Annotated in this window: 18 protein-coding genes; 11 read left to right on the top strand and 7 right to left on the bottom strand. The window is 60.2% G+C overall.

Annotation, left to right across the window (positions count from 1 at the left end; genetic code table 11):
• Positions 1-24: 24 nt before the first annotated feature.
• Positions 25-1,515 (bottom strand): aldehyde dehydrogenase, encoded by a 1,491-nt coding sequence (locus AB4N44_RS05615; protein ID WP_460109804.1) that lies wholly within the window; start codon positions 1,513-1,515, stop codon positions 25-27.
• Between the two features lie 268 nt (positions 1,516-1,783).
• Positions 1,784-3,160, bottom strand: a complete 1,377-nt coding sequence (locus tag AB4N44_RS05620) for a glutamine synthetase family protein (protein WP_064120847.1) — start codon at positions 3,158-3,160, stop codon at positions 1,784-1,786.
• Between the two features lie 282 nt (positions 3,161-3,442).
• Between AB4N44_RS05620 and AB4N44_RS05625 the strand changes: the two genes are divergently transcribed.
• The 5 genes from AB4N44_RS05625 to AB4N44_RS05645 all read left to right on the top strand — a co-directional run bounded on the left by AB4N44_RS05625 (position 3,443) and on the right by AB4N44_RS05645 (position 8,748).
• Positions 3,443-4,204 (top strand): gamma-glutamyl-gamma-aminobutyrate hydrolase family protein, encoded by a 762-nt coding sequence (locus AB4N44_RS05625; RefSeq protein WP_150750846.1) that lies wholly within the window; start codon positions 3,443-3,445, stop codon positions 4,202-4,204.
• Positions 4,205-4,569: 365 nt separating this feature from the next.
• Entirely contained in the window at positions 4,570-5,712 is a 1,143-nt protein-coding gene (locus AB4N44_RS05630; RefSeq protein ID WP_007919249.1) for an ABC transporter ATP-binding protein, read from the top strand.
• Between the two features lie 29 nt (positions 5,713-5,741).
• Positions 5,742-6,623 (top strand): ABC transporter permease subunit, encoded by an 882-nt coding sequence (locus AB4N44_RS05635; protein ID WP_410479230.1) that lies wholly within the window; start codon positions 5,742-5,744, stop codon positions 6,621-6,623.
• Positions 6,620-7,495, top strand: a complete 876-nt coding sequence (locus tag AB4N44_RS05640) for an ABC transporter permease subunit (RefSeq protein WP_122598593.1) — start codon at positions 6,620-6,622, stop codon at positions 7,493-7,495. The genes AB4N44_RS05635 and AB4N44_RS05640 overlap by 4 nt, the downstream gene beginning before the upstream one ends.
• A 155-nt stretch (positions 7,496-7,650) precedes the next feature.
• Positions 7,651-8,748 (top strand): polyamine ABC transporter substrate-binding protein, encoded by a 1,098-nt coding sequence (locus tag AB4N44_RS05645; protein WP_034155530.1) that lies wholly within the window; start codon positions 7,651-7,653, stop codon positions 8,746-8,748.
• Positions 8,749-8,984: 236 nt separating this feature from the next.
• Here the strand turns inward: AB4N44_RS05645 and thpR are convergent, their stop codons facing one another.
• Positions 8,985-9,506 carry an RNA 2',3'-cyclic phosphodiesterase gene (thpR, locus tag AB4N44_RS05650; protein ID WP_316916663.1) on the bottom strand — a complete coding sequence of 174 codons (522 nt, stop codon included), beginning with the start codon at positions 9,504-9,506 and terminating at the stop codon, positions 8,985-8,987.
• A gap of 107 nt (positions 9,507-9,613) precedes the next feature.
• Here thpR and AB4N44_RS05655 point away from each other — a divergent pair, with 107 nt between their 5' ends.
• Positions 9,614-9,808 carry a hypothetical protein gene (locus tag AB4N44_RS05655; protein ID WP_150750843.1) on the top strand — a complete coding sequence of 65 codons (195 nt, stop codon included), beginning with the start codon at positions 9,614-9,616 and terminating at the stop codon, positions 9,806-9,808.
• Positions 9,809-9,973: 165 nt separating this feature from the next.
• Here AB4N44_RS05655 and AB4N44_RS05660 read toward each other — a convergent pair whose 3' ends face one another.
• Together AB4N44_RS05660 and AB4N44_RS05665 are read right to left on the bottom strand one after the other, a co-directional pair.
• Complete coding sequence (locus AB4N44_RS05660; protein ID WP_095118352.1) at positions 9,974-10,327, bottom strand: DUF1428 domain-containing protein; 354 nt, start codon at positions 10,325-10,327, stop codon at positions 9,974-9,976.
• Positions 10,328-10,329: 2 nt separating this feature from the next.
• Positions 10,330-11,412 carry a hypothetical protein gene (locus AB4N44_RS05665; RefSeq protein WP_460109799.1) on the bottom strand — a complete coding sequence of 361 codons (1,083 nt, stop codon included), beginning with the start codon at positions 11,410-11,412 and terminating at the stop codon, positions 10,330-10,332.
• Positions 11,413-11,698: 286 nt separating this feature from the next.
• Here AB4N44_RS05665 and AB4N44_RS05670 point away from each other — a divergent pair, with 286 nt between their 5' ends.
• Positions 11,699-11,974 (top strand): hypothetical protein, encoded by a 276-nt coding sequence (locus tag AB4N44_RS05670; RefSeq protein WP_160040831.1) that lies wholly within the window; start codon positions 11,699-11,701, stop codon positions 11,972-11,974.
• 71 nt (positions 11,975-12,045) lie between these two features.
• On the opposite strand, the gene AB4N44_RS05675 is transcribed toward AB4N44_RS05670, so the two are convergent.
• Complete coding sequence (locus AB4N44_RS05675; protein ID WP_150750840.1) at positions 12,046-13,110, bottom strand: hypothetical protein; 1,065 nt, start codon at positions 13,108-13,110, stop codon at positions 12,046-12,048.
• Positions 13,111-13,226: 116 nt separating this feature from the next.
• The gene (locus tag AB4N44_RS05680) at positions 13,227-13,430 is read right to left on the bottom strand and encodes a hypothetical protein (protein ID WP_007918829.1); all 204 of its coding nucleotides are present in this window, start codon (positions 13,428-13,430) and stop codon (positions 13,227-13,229) included.
• Positions 13,431-13,673: 243 nt separating this feature from the next.
• Here AB4N44_RS05680 and AB4N44_RS05685 point away from each other — a divergent pair, with 243 nt between their 5' ends.
• The 4 genes from AB4N44_RS05685 (at position 13,674) to paoC (ending at position 19,601) form a co-directional block, all read left to right on the top strand.
• A complete protein-coding gene (locus AB4N44_RS05685; protein ID WP_150750839.1) occupies positions 13,674-15,428 on the top strand; it encodes an L-lactate permease in 1,755 nt (584 codons plus the stop codon).
• Positions 15,429-15,829: 401 nt separating this feature from the next.
• A complete protein-coding gene (paoA, locus tag AB4N44_RS05690; RefSeq protein ID WP_160040835.1) occupies positions 15,830-16,453 on the top strand; it encodes an aldehyde dehydrogenase iron-sulfur subunit PaoA in 624 nt (207 codons plus the stop codon).
• A complete protein-coding gene (locus AB4N44_RS05695) occupies positions 16,450-17,406 on the top strand; it encodes an FAD binding domain-containing protein (protein WP_460109795.1) in 957 nt (318 codons plus the stop codon). The genes paoA and AB4N44_RS05695 overlap by 4 nt, the downstream gene beginning before the upstream one ends.
• On the top strand, positions 17,403-19,601 hold the full coding sequence (gene paoC, locus AB4N44_RS05700) for an aldehyde oxidoreductase molybdenum-binding subunit PaoC (protein WP_150774658.1): 2,199 nt from the start codon (positions 17,403-17,405) through the stop codon (positions 19,599-19,601). The genes AB4N44_RS05695 and paoC overlap by 4 nt, the downstream gene beginning before the upstream one ends.
• Positions 19,602-19,776 lie beyond the last annotated feature (175 nt).

Genomic DNA, 19,776 nt, shown 5'->3' on the forward strand with positions numbered 1-19,776 from the left:
ACCGCGACCACCGCTGTAATAGAGTCAGAGCTTGATCCAGGTCGCTTTCAGCTCGGTGTACTTGTCGAACGCGTGCAGCGATTTATCGCGGCCGTTGCCCGACTGCTTGAAGCCACCGAACGGTGCGGTCATGTCGCCGCCGTCGTACTGGTTGACCCAGACGCTGCCGGCACGCAGGCCTCGGGCGAAGGTGTGCGCCTTGCTGAGGTTGCTGGTCCAGACGCCGGCGGCGAGGCCGAAGATGCTGTCGTTGGCGATCTGCAGCGCTTCTTCCGCGGTGTCGAAGGTGATCAGCGACAGCACCGGGCCGAAGATTTCTTCCTGAGCGATTGTCATTGCGTTGGTCACGCCGTCGAAGATTGCTGGCTGCACATAGAGGCCACCGGTTTCTTCAAGCGTGCGTTGACCGCCAGCAATCAGCTCGGCGCCCTGCTCGCGACCGATGCTGATGTAGCGCAGCACGTTGTCGAGTTGACGCTGATCGACCACGGCACCGACGGTGGTTGCCGGATCGAGTGCGTGACCCGGTTTCCACGCTTGCAGCGCTTCCACCAACAGCGGAATGAACTGCTCGCGGATCGAACGCTCGACCAGCAAGCGCGAACCCGCCGTGCACACTTCGCCCTGGTTGAAGGCAATGGCGCCGGCCGCCGCTTGTGCTGCCGCGCGCAAATCCGGTGCGTCGGCAAACACCACGTTCGGGCTCTTGCCCCCTGCTTCGAGCCAGACGCGTTTCATGTTGCTTTGGCCTGCATAAATCATCAGTTGCTTGGCAATCGCCGTGGAGCCGGTGAAGGCCAGCACGTCGACGTCCATGTGCAACGCCAACGCCTTGCCGACGGTGTGGCCGAAGCCTGGCAGGACGTTGAACACGCCTTTCGGAATGCCGGCATCCAGTGCGAGCTGGGCGATGCGGATCGCCGTCAGCGGCGATTTTTCCGAAGGTTTGAGAATGAACGAATTGCCCGCTGCCAGCGCCGGGGCGAATTTCCAGCTGGCCATGATCAGCGGGAAGTTCCACGGCACGATGGCCGCAACCACGCCGGAAGGTTCGCGGGTGACGAGGCCGAGTTGATCGTGCGGTGTGGCGGCGACTTCGTCGTAGATCTTGTCGATGGCTTCGGCGCTCCAGCGGATCGCGTTGGCGGTCGCCGGGATGTCGATGCTCATCGAATCGCTGATCGGTTTACCCATGTCGAGGGTTTCGAGCAGCGCCAGTTCTTCCTGGTTCTGCAGGATCAGATCGGCGAAGCGGATCAGGATGCGTTTGCGCTCGGCCGGGGCTTTTTTCGCCCAGATGCCGGATTCAAAAGACTGGCGTGCGACTTCGACGGCGAGGTTGGCGTCGGCTTCATCGGTGCTGGCCACGGAGGCGAGGAAACGGCCATCAACGGGGCTCAGGCATTCGAAGGTATCGCCACTGATGGCCGGGCGGTATTCACCGTTGATGAATGCGCGGGCTTCGATGGTCAGGGACTGGAAGCGTTGTTCCCAGTCGTTGCGGGTCGTTGTCATTGTTGTGGCTCGACAAGGGGGAATTGGGGGTGTCGGGGTGTTGAGTCTGGCTTGAGATGGCTGCCCTCACCCTAGCCCTCTCCCAGGGGTAGAGGGGACCGACCGAGTTGTATCGGGAGTTGCACCGACCTGAACGACCGAGTCGATTATGGATTCGGCAAAAATCGTTCAGGTCGGCGGATTGCCCGAGCATTCCCGAATCAGTCCCCTCTCCCTTTGGGAGAGGGTTAGGGTGAGGGGCTCTTCGGCTTTTGAGGGCCTCAACCCATCACACCGTATGCAGATACCAGTTGTACTCAAGGTCAGAAATCGAGTTCTCGAACTCGGCCAGCTCGCTCTCTTTACACGCGACAAACACGTCGATGTACATCGGGTCGATATAGCGGGCCATGACCTCACTGTCGTCCAGCTCGCGCAATGCGTCGCGCAGGTTGTTCGGCAGGCTCTGTTCGTTCTGCTCGTAGCTGTTGCCTTCCACCGGGGCGCCTGGCTCGATCTGATTGGTCAGACCGTGGTGAATACCGGCCAGCACCGAAGCCATCAGCAGGTAGGGGTTGGCGTCAGCGCCAGCAACGCGATGCTCGATACGTACGGCGTCCGGCGAACCGGTCGGTACGCGCACGGCCACGGTGCGGTTGTCGATGCCCCAGCTCGGCGAGTTCGGTACGTAGAACTGCGCGCCGAAGCGGCGGTACGAGTTGACGTTCGGGCAGAGGAAGGCCATTTGCGCAGGCAGGGTCTCCAGCACACCGCCGATCGCGTGACGCAGTGCGGCGTTCTGCTCGGGATCCTCGCTGGCGAAGATGTTGTTGCCTTCTTTGTCCAGGATCGAAATGTGTACGTGCAGACCGTTGCCCGCCTGGCCCGGATACGGCTTGGCCATGAAGGTGGTGTCCATCTCGTGGTCGTAGGCGATGTTCTTCACCAGACGCTTGAGCAGGACGGCGTAGTCGCACGCCTTGATCGGGTCGGAGACGTGATGCAGGTTGACTTCGAATTGCGCCGGGGCGCTTTCCTTGACGATCGCGTCAGCCGGGATGCCCTGCTCTTTCGCGCCTTCGAGGATGTCTTGCAGGCAGTCGACGTATTCGTCGAGATCGTCGATCAGGTACACCTGAGTCGATACCGGACGCTTGCCGGACACCGGCGAACGTGGCGATTGCGGACGACCGTTCACGTTGTCCTGGTCGATCAGATAGAACTCGAGTTCGAATGCCGCGCAAATAGTCAGACCGAGGTCGTCGAATTTGCGCACGACGTTAGCCAGCACTTCACGCGGGTCAGCGAAGAACGGCTGGCCTTCGATCTCGTGCATGGTCATTAGAAGTTGTGCGGTTGGGCGCTTCTGCCACGGCTCGATGCTCAGGGTGCCGGGAATCGGATAGCAGATGCGGTCAGCGTCGCCGATGTCCAGACCCAGGCCGGTGCTTTCCACCGTGGAGCCATTGATGTCGAGGGCGAAAAGCGAGGCCGGCAGGTTGATGCCTTTCTCGTAAACCTTATGAAGACTGGTGCGTTCGATGCGCTTGCCGCGCACCACACCGTTCATATCCGCAATCAGAAGGTCGACGTACAAAACCTCAGGATATTTCTTAAGGAATGCGTTTGCTTCGTTGAGTTGAACGGTACGCAGAGGGACCGACATGATGCACCTATTTAGCTGTTAATTATTATGTTCACTGCTGTTTCGCCGAGCCAGTCAACCCGAACGGCAAAGTGAAGTCAATAGCGAACAGATGGCCGCTCAGGGTTTATTTTTCGGGCTTTTTTTAACACTTGCGTGCCAATACAGGCGCCGCAGCCCCGGAAATCATGAAGATATGATGAACGGCGTTTAGAATTTTTTACATGGCAGTTGTTAATTAAAATCAACGAGGCTAAGCTCCGGAAAAGCTCGTTCAAGTGTCAAACTTCGAGGTGAATAAAAATGGCATTCAAGCCATTGATCGGCGTTACAGCGTGCGTCAAACAGATTGGCCTGCACCCCTATCACATCAGCGGCGACAAGTACGTACGTGCTGTCAGCGTTGGCGCTAACGGGCTGCCAGTGGTCATTCCTTCCCTTGGCAACCTGACTGAAATCGAAGACCTGCTCGGTCAACTCGACGGTCTGCTGCTGACCGGCTCGCCCTCGAATGTGGAACCTTTCCACTATCAAGGCCCGGCCAGCGAACCCGGCACGGATCACGATCCGGCGCGGGATGCCACCACCCTTCCTTTATTGCGTGCAGCCATCGCGGCGGGCGTTCCGGTGCTTGGCATTTGCCGGGGCTTCCAGGAAATGAACGTGGCGTTCGGCGGCAGCCTGCATCAGAAGGTGCATGAGCTGCCGGGCATGCTCGATCACCGTGAAGCCGATAGCCCTGATGTGGCCGTGCAATACGCACCGGCCCATGCCGTGACGGTATTGAGCGGCGGCGTGTTCGAAGCACTGGAGTTGCCGGGCGAGTTCCAGGTCAACTCGATTCACAGCCAGGGCATCGACCGCCTCGCCCCCGGCCTGCGTGCCGAAGCGGTGGCGCCGGACGGTTTGATCGAGGCGGTCTCGGTCGAGCACAGCCCGACCTTCGCCCTCGGCGTGCAATGGCACCCGGAATGGCAAGTGCTCGATAACCCGAACTACCTGAAGATTTTCCAGGCATTCGGCGAGGCTTGCCGGCAACGGGCGGCGCGGCGCAACAAACGCTGACTCAACCCAAGAATCCATAACGATTTACTGCCCCCACGGACGTCGGGTGTGCCTGCGCACATCCGTCATTCGTGAACAGCAACACCCGTAATAACAACAAGTACGACCCAGGCAGCCAGGACGGCGGCGCCGAACAAGCCCTCGGCAGTGCAAGGTCAGTCAGGCATGCGCAATTCCCCTGTAGGAGTGAGCCTGCTCGCGATAGCAATAGACCAGTCAACAGAGATGTCGACTGACATGGCCTCATCGCGAGCAGGCTCACTCCTACAGGGGATGTGTAATGACTGAGATTGCGCTTGCAGGCTTGCAATCCACTTAAGCCCGGCCACATTGGCCCGGCGAACGAAACCTGTTGGGAGTTTCACATGGCAAACGCCTCCAGCACTTACAGGAAGGCACTTGAAGGTCATCAGCAACCGAAAAAGGTGCTGGTGAAAGTCGACCGTGTCACCAAGAAGTTCGACGAAACCGTGGCCGTGGACGATGTGTCCCTGGAGATCCATCAGGGCGAAATCTTCGCCCTGCTCGGTGGCTCCGGTTCGGGCAAATCGACCCTGCTGCGCATGCTCGCCGGTTTCGAGCGCCCGACCGAAGGGCGGATTCTGCTCGACGGCGTGGACATCACCGACATGCCGCCGTACGAGCGGCCGATCAACATGATGTTCCAGTCCTACGCGCTGTTCCCACACATGACCGTCGCGCAGAACATCGCCTTCGGCCTCAAGCAGGACCGTTTGCCCGCCAGCGAAATCGACGCCCGTGTCGATGAAATGCTGCGTCTGGTGCACATGACTCAATACGCCAAACGCCGTCCGCACCAGTTGTCTGGCGGCCAGCGTCAGCGCGTCGCCCTCGCCCGCTCGCTGGCCAAGCGTCCGAAGCTGTTGCTACTCGATGAGCCTATGGGTGCGCTGGACAAAAAGCTGCGTTCGCAGATGCAACTTGAGCTGGTGCAGATCATCGAACGCGTCGGCGTGACCTGCGTGATGGTCACCCACGACCAGGAAGAGGCCATGACCATGGCCGAGCGCATCGCGATCATGCACCTCGGCTGGATCGCCCAGATCGGCAGCCCGGTCGACATTTATGAAGCACCGGTCAGCCGCATGGTTTGCGAGTTCATCGGCAACGTGAACGCCTTCGACGGCACCGTGGTGGAAGACCTTGAAGGTCACGCGATCATCCACAGCCCGGACTTGCAGCAGAAGATCTACGTCGGTCACGGCGTCAGCACCTCGGTGCAGGACAAGTCGGTCACCTACGCGATCCGTCCGGAAAAAATGCTCGTCAGCACCACCCAACCCGAGTTCCGCTACAACTGGTCCGAAGGCAAGGTGCATGACATCGCCTACCTCGGCGGTCACTCGGTGTTCTACGTCGAATTGCCCGGCGGCAAAATCGTCCAGTCGTTCATGGCCAACGCCGAACGCCGTGGCGCGCGTCCGACCTGGGACGACAAAGTCTACGTCTGGTGGGAAGACGACAGCGGCGTGGTACTGCGCTCATGAGAACCTTCAATCAGCAATTCCTGCGCCTGGTGCCCAGCGGGCGAAAACTGGTGATCGGCATTCCGTTCATCTGGCTGTTCCTGTTCTTCATGCTGCCGTTCTTTCTGGTGATGAAGATCAGCTTCTCGGAAGCCGCGCTGTCGATCCCGCCGTACTCGGAGATCTACACCTACGCCGAACAGAAATTCCAGCTGCTGCTGAACATCGGCAACTACACCATGCTCGGCGAAGACGAGCTGTACCTGTCGGCCTACCTCGGTTCGCTGAAGGTCGCGGCGCTGAGCACGATGATGTGTCTGCTGATCGGTTTCCCGATGGCCTACGCGATCACCAAGACCGGCAAGGAAACCCAAAACGTTCTGCTGCTGTTGATCATGATGCCGACCTGGACCGCGATCCTGATCCGCGTTTATGCGTGGATGGGCATCCTCAGCAACAACGGTTTGCTCAACGGGTTTCTGATGTGGACGGGGCTCACCGATCACCCGATCGAGATCCTCAACACCAACACCGCCGTCTATATCGGCGTGGTCTACGCCTACCTGCCGTTCATGGTGTTGCCGCTGTACGCCAACCTCGTCAAGCACGACGGTAGCTTGCTGGAAGCCGCGCAGGATCTGGGTTCGAGCAACTTCAACAACTTCTGGAAAATCACCGTACCGCTGGCCAAGAACGGGATTATTGCCGGCTGCATGCTGGTGTTCATTCCGGTGGTCGGTGAGTTCGTGATTCCGGAACTGCTGGGTGGCCCGGAGACCCTGATGATCGGTCGCGTGCTGTGGCAAGAGTTCTTCAATAACCGCGACTGGCCGGTGGCGTCTGCGCTGGCGGTGGTGATGCTGTTGATCCTGATTGTGCCGATTCTGCTGTTCAACCGCAGCCAGGCCAAAGAGATGGAGGCACGGGGATGAAACGCTTCGGTTTTTCCAAGTTCATGCTGATCTTCGGTCTGATGTTCATTTATCTGCCGATGCTGATTCTGGTGATCTACTCGTTCAACGCATCCAAACTGGTGACGGTGTGGGGCGGCTGGTCGGTGAAGTGGTACGTCGGTTTGCTCGACAACACGCAACTGATGGGCTCGGTGGTGCGCTCGCTGGAAATCGCCTGCTACACCGCGATTGCTGCGGTCGCGTTGGGCACCCTCGCCGCTTTCGTGCTGACGCGAGTGACACGCTTTAAGGGTCGCACGCTGTTTGGTGGTCTGGTCACTGCGCCGTTGGTGATGCCTGAGGTGATCACCGGTCTGTCGCTGTTGCTGCTGTTTGTGGCCATGGCGCAGTTGATCGGCTGGCCGCAGGAGCGTGGCATCGTCACGATCTGGATCGCCCACACCACGTTTTGTGCCGCTTATGTCGCGGTGGTAGTCTCCGCCCGCCTGCGCGAACTGGACCTGTCGATCGAAGAAGCAGCGATGGATCTCGGTGCGAAGCCGTTCAAGGTGTTTTTCCTGATCACCATTCCCATGATTGCGCCGTCGCTGGCCGCGGGCGGGATGATGTCGTTCGCCTTGTCGCTGGATGACCTGGTGTTGGCCAGCTTCGTCTCCGGCCCGGGTTCGACCACGTTGCCGATGGAAGTGTTCTCGGCCGTGCGTCTGGGTGTGAAGCCTGAGATCAATGCCGTAGCCAGCCTGATTCTGCTGGCGGTTTCGCTGGTGACCTTCCTGGTCTGGTACTTCGGCCGCAAGGCAGAAGCCAACCGCAAAAAAGCGATTCAGGAAGCGATGGATCAGACGGCGAACGAGTCGTGGCAGCAACCGCAACAAGCCGCCACCGCTTGATCTGTAGGAGCTGCGGCACGCTGCGATCTTTTGATCTTGATGTGAAAGATCAAAAGATCGCAGCCTCGTTTCACTCGACAGCTCCTACACATGCAGGCGCTGTTAACCGAGTTTTGGCTTTGTGTTTTTTGAATAAAAAGAATGGAGTTGTACCGATGAAAATGTTTGGCAGGACTCTGCTGACACTGTCCTTAATGGGCGCAATGGTCATGGGCGCCCAGGCCAACGACAAGGTGCTGCGTGTTTACAACTGGTCCGATTACATCGCGCCGGATACCGTCAAGAAGTTCGAAGACGAGACCGGCATCCGCGTGACCTACGACGTCTTCGACAGCAACGAAACCCTTGAGGCACGTTTGCTGGCGGGCAAATCCGGTTACGACCTGGTCGTGCCGTCGAACAGTTTCCTGGCCAAGCAGATCAAGGCCGGCGTCTATCAGACGCTGGACAAATCCAAACTGCCGAACTGGAAGAATCTCAACCCGGTGCTGCTGAAAAATGCCGCCGCCAGTGACCCGGACAACGCCCACGCGTTCCCGTACATGTGGGGCTCGATCGGCATCGGTTTCAACCCGGCCAAGGTCAAGGAAGTGCTCGGCGCCAACGCCCCGACCAATTCCTGGGACTTGTTGTTCAAACCGGAAAACGCTGAAAAGCTGAAAGCCTGCGGCATCAGTTTCCTCGACTCGCCGACCGAAATGATCCCGGCCGCCCTGCACTACCTGGGCTACCCGGTGAACGACAAGGACACCGCACACATCAAGGAAGCCGAGGCGCTGTTCATGAAGATTCGCCCGAACGTGGCGTATTTCCACTCTTCGAAATACATCTCCGATCTGGCCAACGGCAACATCTGCGTGGCGGTCGGATACTCCGGTGACGTGCTGCAGGCCAAGGCCCGCGCCGTGGAATCGGGCAACAACGTGGTGATCGACTACAGCATTCCCAAGGAAGGCGCCGGCAGCTTTTACGACATGGTCGCGATCCCGCGCGATGCCGCCAACGTCGAGAACGCTTACCTGTTCATGGACTTCCTGATGCGTCCGGACATCATCGCCGAGATCACCAACAGCAACGGCTATAGCAACGCCAACGCGGCGGCTACGCCATTGGTGGATGAAGCGATCCGCAACGACCCGGGTTCGTATCCGTCGCAAGCGGTGATGGCGACGTTGTACGCGGTGCCGGATCAGCCGATTGCCACCCAGCGAATCATGACCCGTGGCTGGACCCGGGTGAAGCTCGGTAAGTGAGCCGATGATCGTTCCCACGCTCCGCGTGGGAACGCAGTCCGGGACGCTCTGCGTCCCAAAGCGTGACGCGGAGCGTCACAAGAGGCGTTCCCACGCAGAGCGTGGGAACGATCAGTGTAAAAATTTCCCGTTCACGCAGCGCCTTACCACCGTTGCACCCTGCTATGAACGGCCTCACCTGGCTCCCTCGGCTCAGGTGAATTCTCAGGCGCCTTCGGGCGCCTTTTTTTGTGCCTTCAGATCAGCGGCCAATCCTGCAGGATCCGATAGCGGCCCTTGTGTGATTCGAACAGGGCGAAGCGTTCGGCACGCAGGAAAAACTCCGGCGGCGTTGCGGATTCCGGCTCCGGCGCACGGTAGTCTCTAGCCAACGTCAGGTGCGGGCGAAACTCGCGGGGGGTCTCTTCAAAGCCAAACGGCAACATCGCTTGCTCCAGCGCATAGACCAAGCGCAGCAACGCCTGCGGGGCCTGCTCCGGCGCCAGCGACAACACCCCGGCGCGATGCCAGACCTGCAAACGATCCAGCGAAATCTTCAACGCCTCTCCTGGCGTACGCACTTGCCCGGCCGCCTCGCAGACTTCGTTGATCTGCGCCAATGGCACCGCGCCGAGAAACAGCAACGTCAGATGAAAGTTGTCCGCCGGCACCGGTTTACCGGTTCGCAACCCCAGATCCCCGCGCCATTGAGCGATCGCCTTGCGTTGCGCCGGCGGGCAATCGAGGGCGAAAAACAGCCGCTTCGCTTCATCGGTCATGGCCCTGCTCCCCTGTTCATAGTGATCCGCCGGATTCTACACAGCCTGATCTGACGACTCGTGACAGGAAGCTATAGTTCAAGGATTGCCATCAACCGGAGGCCGCCATGCGCGAGGTCCTCAGCAAAGAACCGTGGTGGGCCCGACCGCCGCAACCCGGACAGGACGAAACCGAACTGGAATGGGGCTGGCTGGTGCATTACAGCGAGGGTGAGCCGCGTTTCGAGTTTGTCCGCGAACGCCCGACGGACGAGCAGATTCGCAACCGCAAAAGCTGCCGCATCACCCCCTCTGCCGAGTAAACACAGGCATTTTTCACTCACCCTGTGGGAGCGAGCCTGCTCGCGAAGGCAGTGTGTCAGGCGACAAAAAGTTTATTGATACACCGCTTTCGCGAGCAGGCTCGCTCCCACAGGGTTTCGTGGCGAACCATGATTTTTTTGCCCATACCCGGATTTGCGGTGGCCTCAGGGCTCGATGAGGTATTGGAAGCCGCCGTAGATCATCCGCTGGCCATCGAACGGCATCGGGTTCACATCGGGCTGCATGCGCGGGTCCTCCATCATTTTTGCCATGCCGGCATCACGGGTGGCTTTGTCCGGCCAGATCAGCCAGCCCGAGGCGACGGTTTCGCCTTCCTTGAGCTTCACCGCCATCGGGAACGAGGTGAGCTTGCCGTCCGGCACGTCATCTCCCCAGCATTCAGCAACGCTCAGGGCGCCGTACTCCTTGAACAGTACGGCGGCAATTTCGGCGTGCTTTTTGTACTGCTCACGATTGGCGGTTGGCACCGGCGCTACGAAAATATCGATGTAAGCCATGATCACTCTCCTTGCACGTTGGGTTCGATCTGCTGATTGGTCGATTGCGGTGGCCGCCATTCGACACGATTCACACCCAACCCGACCGACGGTTCATCGTCCCCACCCAGATTGCGCTCGACCTGCCCGGCGATGTGCAGCGTGCCGGCCATGACGCCGGTGGTCGGGTTCTGCACCAGCTTCAACCACGCCTTGTCGAAGGTGCTGCCCAGGCTGCTGCGGATCAGTGCCTCACTGTCGGGCCGGTCATTGGCCTGGATGATCGCGCGTATACCCGCCACACCGACCGAAATCAGTCCGCCAGCCAGTTTTCCGGCGGCGGCAGCGACCGCACTGGCAGCCCCGCGCGGGGCCATTTCCGCTTCCATCCGTTGGCTGGCGCGTTTGGCCACCGGCGCCATGCCGGCATCCGTCGAGGCAATGCCCTTGGCGCCACCTTCGGTGTGAATCTTGTCGATCAGCGCGGCATAGGCCGGCAGCGTGTTCAGCGGCTCGGTACTGATGACCTGATACAGCGAAGCATTGCGCGCCGGCGGCGGGCCCAGCGCAATGGCGGGGACTTTCTGCAAGCGTCCGTTGAGCTGACCAACGGGCACACCATGACGTTTTGCGATGAGCGGCATCTGCTGTCCCATCAGCTGCGCATAGAACGCCGTGGCCTGGCCGAGGATCGCATCCGGATCGATCTCCACCGCCACCGGCGCCAGCACCCTTTCCTGATATTGCTCAAGCAGATACGCCGCCAGGCGCTTGGCCGACGCGTCCTGCTCGCCACCGGCATTGATTGTGTACCAGCTGACCTTCATCGACAGCCATTCCTGGGTCCAGTAGCTGCTGAACCACGGGATGAAATTTTCTTCAGTTTGCTGATAGACCCGAGTGCGCCAATGTTCCATCGAACCACGGGCGAAGACTTTGACTTGCTCGGTGGACTGCTGCGAAGCGCTGACGATTTCCCGGTCGATCTGCTGCCAGGTGGCCGGCGAGACAAACACGGCCTGCGGCGCCGACACCGGCGCCCGCGCCGAGGTGGCGCAGCCGGCCAGCAACAACAGTGCGGCGACGAGCAGCGCACGCGGGTTCACGGTTGAGGTTTCCTTTAAAAGGGCGGAAGCAGATTTGAGTATAGGTGTGTGCGCAGGGCCGCTTGTCCGGTTTTGGCTGGCCTGGCGCCTTCGCGAGCAGGCTCGCTCCCACAGGGGAATGCGTGTCAACGTGGGAGCGAGCCTGCTCGCGAAGGCGCCATCAGCAACACCCCAAAAACCCCAACCATCACTGCCATCGATATTCACCATCGCCACGATTGCCTTCCGCCCACCGCTCATGAAAGGCACGATTAGCCCATCCGAAACACAACGAGGAGTTCACAGCATGATTCACACCCACGTCACACTCTCCGTGAGTTTCCCGGTGTTCGGCAGCAACTATTACGACCAGCACGCCGTGTCGCACAAGGCACAGGCACTGGTGTTCAACGAAGATTTCGAAGATCTGCTGATGCCCGCCGCGAGCAATCATTTCAGCAATGAAGTGGTCGGCCTCAACGATCAGTTCCGTTTTCTGAGCGACATTCTCGCCACCCATTTGCTGGACATCGAGGCCTCCGTGCCTGCGCGATCCAGCGTCCGGGCGAGCGCTCACTTTTAATTGCAACACGCACAAAAAAGCCCACTGGCCGTATCGGCGCAGTGGGCTTTTTCACATCAGGATTGCGCCGTTCAGCGCTTCCAGCACTCAGCGTAACGCGAGCAGACATTGTACTGCGCATCCATTTTGGCCATACGGTCGAGATGGCGTATGACGGTTTCGCCCATGACCTCCTTGGACGACTGGAAGTAGTACGTGATCATGCTGGTTTCCATGTCGGCCTGCACCGCATTGCCACGCTTGCCGGAAGTACCATCGACGGCGGACCATTCTTTCAAGCGCTTGTCGTCGATGCTGCGCAGACGTTTGCGATACTCGTCGCTGGACCGGGTGATCGCCTCGCTGGAAATCGCGGAACCCTCAATGTTGAACGCGTCTAGATTCTGACGGTACAGCGTCCAGTAATCGTCTGGCAGTTCAAAGCCCATTTTCGCCTTGCGCTCGCTGACCAGCGAATCGAGTTTTTCCGGCGTAAACGTCGTCGCGGCGCGCGTCTTCGCGTCGGACTTCAACACCACGAAGAGGCTGCCATTGACGATGCGGTCGATCATGACCGTCCGCTCCGGCGTATCCGGCAGCAGCACTGGCGGCTTGGGAAAGATCGGGTTGCGCCCGGCACAGGCCGCCAGCCCCTCGCGTTTCATCGGGAGCGGCGTGCGTACGTCCTTGCCATCGATGCGCTGCACGCGCTGCATCAGCGTCGAACACTGGCGGCCCTTGAGGTCGAAGGTCAGCTCATATTCTGTATCGCGCTGAGGTTTGAAGCTGAAACCCGACCCGCACACGGCATAACCGGTCTGGGTGTTGACCTTCAGGTACATTTCCTTGTCGGGCGGCAGCTTGATTTCCAGGTAGCTCTTGGCCTTTTCCGGGGGCGCCACGCTCATGCCGACCCGGCGCGCGCTGTCGACGATGAACAGGTTGTTGAGCAAGCCGGTGGTCTGGCCATCGCAATGCTCTGCATCGTAATAATCCACCGACGCGTTATCGGTGCTGGCGACAAAGCGCAGCTTGGCGGCATCAGGTGCGACCGAATCCTGATAGGTTCCCAACTGGGTGCACCCCGACAGCAGCAGGCCCGACAGAACTGCACTGATAACAACGGGTATACGGCGCGACAGCAAAGCCACAGACATGATCATCCTTGGGGGAGAAGGGGCAAAAAAAACGGCGATGCTACTTAATTGCCATCATTGCGTCCACTCCCCCGCGTCTGCGCGACTGTTCTGCTAATGGCCCGCGCAGAACTCAGTCAATCATCATCCCGATCACGGTAGTAACGACGCCCGTCGCGGCGATCATCGCGATCATCCCAACGCCGGTCATGGTCGTAATTGCGGCCATGATCGCGGTCGTAATGCCGGCCATGGCGGTGGTCATCATCAAAATCCGCGACACAGCCGCCGAGCAATACGGCGGCGGTCACGGTCAGCAGCATCGTTGTTGCGCGCTTCATTCAACACTTCCCTAAAACCAAGGTCTTGACGACGGAATCGGCCACGCTGCCCGCGCCTTCAGGACGCGGTGCGCGCAGCCGCAGATACGACCGGGTAAAACGCCGTTGATTCAGTGGCCACTAGCGACCGTTTGTCGCCCCGACCGCCGCAGCCAAACGGCGGCGTATTGCCACCTATACTGCTTGCAACCAAGCACCACGCAATGGATCTGCGCCCTCAATAACAACAAGCAGAGGTGGACCATGGTCTGGCAGCAAATCTACGATCCGTTCGGTAACCCGGTGATCTCCACGCTCATGGCCGCCGTACCGGTGGTGGTGATGCTCGCGGCGCTGGCGTTCTTTCATGTCAAAGCGCATCTGGCGGCGCTGCTGGCGCTGGCGTCCGCCCTGCTGATTTCGATTTTTGCCTTCGGCATGCCAGCGAGCATGGCGGGCTCTGCGGCGTTGTTTGGCGCGGCCAATGGCTTGTTGCCGATCGGCTGGATCGTCCTCAACATCATCTTTCTGCATCGCCTGACCACCGAGAACGGCTCGTTCAAAGTGCTGCAGGATTCCCTTGCGCGCATCACTGATGACCGCCGTTTGCAGTTGCTGCTGATCGCGTTCTGCTTCGGTGCGTTTTTCGAAGGCGCGGCGGGGTTCGGCACGCCGGTGGCGGTGACCGGGGCGATTCTGATCGGACTTGGGTTTTCGCCATTGGCCGCGTCCGGTCTGGCGCTGATCGCCAATACCGCGCCAGTCGCATTCGGCGCGCTAGGCACGCCGATCATTACCCTGGCCAAAGTCACCGGGCTGGATGAAATGGAGCTGTCGATGATGGTCGGTCGGCAGTTGCCGTTTTTCTCGGTGCTGGTGCCGTTCTGGCTGATCTGGGCGTTTGCCGGGTGGCGCAAGATGCTGGAGGTCTGGCCGGCGATTCTGGTGGCGGGGGTGAGTTTCGCCGTGCCGCAATTTCTGGTGTCGAACTACCACGGGCCGATGCTGGTGGATGTGATCGCCGCGTTGATTTCCATGGCCTGTCTGACGCTGTTTTTGAAGGTGTGGAAACCGGCGACCATTCACACCTCGGCAGCGCTGTCTGGGCGCGTCGACAACTCCAAAGTCGAGGAGGAAAAAGTCACCGCCAGCGCCGCGTTCAGCGATCAGGCGCGCCCGGCGGTGATGCGTGCGTGGATGCCGTGGATCATCCTCACCGTGTTCGTGTTTGCCTGGGGCACGCAGGGCTTCAAGAATATGTTCGACACCCGTCCGGCGATTGATCCGGTCACTCAATCGGCCAAGCTTGATCCCGCCGGCAAACCGCTGCGCGAGGCCAACCCGATTTTCGCCCCGGCCGTGACGTTCACCAGCCTGCACCTGCAAATCGAAAAAGTGCCGCCCGTGGTTGCCGCGCCGAAAGCGGAAGAAGCGGTGTACAAATTCACCTGGCTCACCGCCACCGGCAGCGGGATTCTGCTGGCGGCGATTGTCGGCGGTTTGCTGATGGGCTATTCGATTCCGCAACTGATCAAGCAATACCTGCGCACGTTGTGGGTGGTGCGGTTTTCGCTGATCACCATTGCGGCGATGCTGGCGCTGGGCTTTCTCACGCGCTACTCGGGACTCGACGCGACCATGGGCCTGGCGTTCGCGGCGACGGGGATTTTCTATCCGATGTTTGGCACTTTGCTCGGTTGGCTCGGCGTGGCGCTGACCGGTTCGGATACGGCGTCAAACGTGTTGTTTGGCGGCTTGCAGCGGGTGACCTCGGAACAGCTCGGGATCAGTCCGGTGTTGATGGCGGCGGCCAACAGCTCCGGCGGGGTGATGGGCAAAATGGTCGATGCGCAATCGATCGTGGTCGCCTCCACCGCGACCCGATGGTACGGGCATGAGGGCGAGATTCTGCGCTATGTGTTCTTCCACTCGATTGTGCTGGCGATCCTGGTCGGCGGGCTGGTGACGTTGCAGGCGTATGTGGCGCCGTTTACACATATGGTGGTTGGCGGGCATTAGGGCTACACCTATCCAATGTGGGAGCGAGCCTGCTCGCGAAGGCGTCCGGTCTGCCAGTGAAGATATTGGCTGTGCCGGCCTCTTCGCGAGCAGGCTCGCTCCCACCGGGTTCAGGTTGTTAGTGAAATGGTGGTTACCACACAGCCTGCTCGCGATAGCGGTGTGTCAATCGCCACATTGCTCACTGGTCTATCGCTATCGCGAGCAGGCGAAGGCCTACAGTGGATCTGTGTTGGCCAAGCGATTAATGAGCCAGCTGCATAACTCTATAGCGCAAATCCGCAAAAACCTTTTCCTCTCATCAGCAGTCACTCCTTAACGAGACCGGCGATGACGCTGGCTGCCCGCTTGGGCCTTCTACGACCCTGCTGCCCTGATGAAGAGAGAAAAGGAATCGAACCATGACGATTTCCCGACGCAGATTTCTGATCCTCGGCGCCGTGACCGCCACCGCCTTCGCGATGCCGCCGTTTATCAGCCTCAAGGCCTACGCGGCCAATCTGGAGCAACCGGCCATGAGCAAAGTGACGATCAACGTCAACGGCAAGCCGCGTGCGCTTGACGTCGACACCCGCACCACCCTCCTTGATGCCTTGCGCGAACACCTGCACCTGACCGGCAGTAAAAAAGGTTGCGACCACGGCCAGTGCGGTGCCTGCACGGTGATCGCTGATGGCCGCCGGATCAATTCCTGCCTGACTCTGGCGGTGATGCACGAAGGCAGTGAGATCACCACCATCGAAGGTCTCGGCATGCCCGACAAGCTGCACCCGATGCAGGCCGCGTTCATCAAGCACGACGGCTATCAGTGCGGCTATTGCACGCCGGGGCAGATCTGCTCGGCAGTGGCGGTGATCAAGGAAATCCGCGATGGCATTCCCAGCCATGTCAGTGAAAGCCTCACCGAAGCGCCACGGTTGATTGCCAGTGAGTTTCAGGAGCGCATGAGCGGCAATATCTGCCGCTGCGGCGCTTACTCGAACATCATCGAAGCCATCACTGAAGTCGCGCAGGTGCAATCATGAGACCGTTCAATTACAGCCGCGCCGACTCCCCCGCCGCTGCCGCCGCACAAGCTGCGCAGGTCGAAGGCGCACGGTTTATCGCTGGCGGCACCAATCTGCTCGACCTGATGAAACTCGACATCGAGACCCCGTTGCACCTGATCGATGTCAATCACCTCGGCCTGGATCAGATCGAAGCCACGCCAGAAGGCGGACTGCGCATCGGCGCGCTGGTGCGCAATACCGATCTGGCGGCTGATCAGAGGATCAGAAAAGACTACGCCCTGCTCTCCCGCGCTTTGCTCGCTGGGGCTTCCGGGCAGTTGCGCAATATGGCGAGCACCGCCGGCAACCTGCTGCAACGCACGCGCTGCCCGTACTTTTACGACACAAATCAAGCCTGCAACAAACGCCAACCCGGCAGCGGTTGTGCAGCGATTGGCGGGGTCAGTCGGCAGTTGGGGATTATCGGCGTCAGCGACGCGTGCATCGCCACGCACCCGAGTGACATGGCGATCGCCATGCGCGCCCTCGATGCGCAGATTGAAACGGTAAAGCCCGATGGCACGACCCGCAGCATCGCCATGGCCGATTTCCATCAGTTGCCCGGCACCACGCCGAACATCGAAACCAGCCTGACGCCCGGCGAATTCATCACCTCGGTGACGCTGCCCGCACCGCTTGGCGGCAGCCACGTTTATCACAAAGTGCGCGATCGCTCGTCCTACGCGTTCGCCTTGGTGTCGGTCGGTCTGATCCTGCAAAAGGACGGCAGCGGCCGCATCGCCGTCGGCGGTATCGCGCCGAAACCATGGCGGGTTGAAGCCGCCGAAGCGTTGCTGCCCCAAGGAGCCAAAGCCGTCAGCGCACGCCTGCTCGACGGCGCCACACCGACCCACGACAACCAATTCAAACTGACCCTGGTCGAGCGCACGCTCGGTTCGGTGTTGGCGCAAGCGAGGGATGAAGCATGAAATTCGACACGCCCGCCACCACCAACCCGATCGACCAGTTGAAGGTCATCGGCCAACCCACCGATCGCATCGAAGGCCCCCTAAAAACCAGCGGCCAGGCGCCTTACGCCTATGAACAGCATGAGGCAGTGGACAATCAGGCTTACGGCTTTATGGTCGGCTCAGCCATCGCCAAAGGCCGGATCAACAACATTGATCTTGAACAGGCGAAAGCCGCGCCCGGTGTGCTCGCCATTGTTACCGCTGCCAACGCCGGCAAGCTCGGCAAGGGCAAATACAACGCCGCACACTTGCTGGCCGGGCCTGAAATCCAGCACTACCACCAGGCGGTTGCGCTGGTGGTCGCCGAGACGTTCGAGCAAGCCCGTGCGGCTGCGCAGATGGTCAAGGTCGATTACGTCGCCGCCAAGGGCGAATTCGATCTGGCCAGCGTGCGCGATAAAGGCGTCGAGCCGAAAGAGGAGCTGCCCGACGTCAGCCACGGTGATTTCGCCAAAGCGTTCACCGCCGCGCCGGTGCAGTTCGATCAGACCTACACCACGCCGGATCAGTCCCACGCGATGATGGAGCCGCACGCCACACTGGCGGCATGGAAAGGCGATCAACTGACCTTGTGGACATCCAATCAAATGATCGCCTGGAGCGTCGGTGACATCGCCACGACGCTCGGCTTACCCAAGGAAAAGGTGCGGCTGATTTCGCCCTACATTGGCGGTGGTTTCGGCGGCAAACTGTTCGTGCGCGCCGATGCGATCCTTGCCGCCCTCGGTGCGCGGATGGCCGGCAGGCCGGTGAAGGTCGCCCTCGCCCGCCCGCAGATCGCCAACAACACCACCCACCGCCCGGCGACGATTCAGCGCATTCGCATGGGCGCGACAGCGGACGGCAAACTCACGGCGATTGCCCACGAGGGCTGGTCGGGCAACTTGGCTGAAGGCAAGGTCGAGGTCGCGGCGCAACCGAGTCAGTTGCTGTACGCCGCCGAGAACCGGCAGGTCAGCATGCGTCTGGCGCCGCTGGATCTACCCGAAGGCAACGCCATGCGTGCGCCCGGCGAAACCCCAGGGCTGATGGTGCTGGAAATTGCCATGGACGAGATGGCCGAACAGCTCAAACTCGATCCGATCCAGTTCCGCATTCTCAACGACACACAAGTCGACCCGGTGAAAACCGAGCGGCCGTTTTCGCAGCGGCGCCTGATCGAATGCCTGCAGACCGGTGCCGAGAAATTCGGCTGGGACAAGCGCAATGCGCAACCGGGAACACGTCGAGAAGGTCGCTGGCTGATCGGTATGGGTGTCGCGGCGGCAATCCGCAACAACCTGTTGGTCAAGTCCGGTGCGCGGGTGCGGCTGGAGCGCGATGGCAAAATCACTGTTGAAACCGACATGACCGATATCGGCACTGGCAGTTACACGATCATCGCGCAAACCGCCGCCGAGATGATGGGGGTTGGCTTGAAGGATGTGAGCGTGCATCTGGGCGATTCGAGCTTTCCGGTGTCGGCAGGTTCCGGCGGGCAATTCGGTGCCAACTGCTCGACCGCCGGGGTGTACGCCGCGTGCATGAAACTGCGTGAAGCGGTGGCTGGCAAGTTGGGCATGACGGCGGAACAGGCGGAGTTTGTCGACGGTCAGGTACAGGTCGGCAGCAAGAGCGTGCCGTTGCGCAATGCGGCTGAAGGCGGCGCACTGGTCGGCGAGGACAGCATCGAGTTCGGTGATCTGGCCGAGAAATATCAGCAGTCGACCTTTGGTGCGCATTTCGTTGAGGTGGCGGTGGATGCCGCGACCGGTGAAGTGCGTGTGCGTCGCATGTTGGCGGTGTGCGCGGCCGGGCGGATTCTCAACCCGAAAGCGGCGCGCAGTCAGGTGATCGGCGCGATGACCATGGGCGTCGGTGCGGCGTTGATGGAAGAGTTGGCGGTGGACAAGAAACTCGGCTTTTTCGTCAATCATGATCTGGCCGGGTATGAAGTGCCGGTGCATGCCGACATCCCGCATCAGGAGGTGATTTTCCTTGATGAGACCGATCCGGTGTCTTCGCCAATGAAGGCCAAGGGTGTTGGTGAATTGGGGATTTGCGGGGTCAGTGCGGCGGTGGCGAATGCGATTTACAACGCTACGGGGGCTAGGGTGCGGGAGTATCCGATCACCCTCGATAAAATCCTCTCTTCACTGCCGGAGATGATCTAAACGCCTGAAAAGAGCCCCTCACCCTAGCCCTCTCCCAAAGGGAGAGGGGACCGATTGGGGGATATTCAGGAGCTGCGCGGACTTGAACGTCCTGCTGTGAATCCATAATCGACACAGCCATTTCAGGTCGATGGATAGCGCAAGACACCTCGGTCGGCCCCCTCTCCCTCCGGGA

It is taken from the genome of Pseudomonas sp. S3_C06 (genome assembly GCF_054667675.1).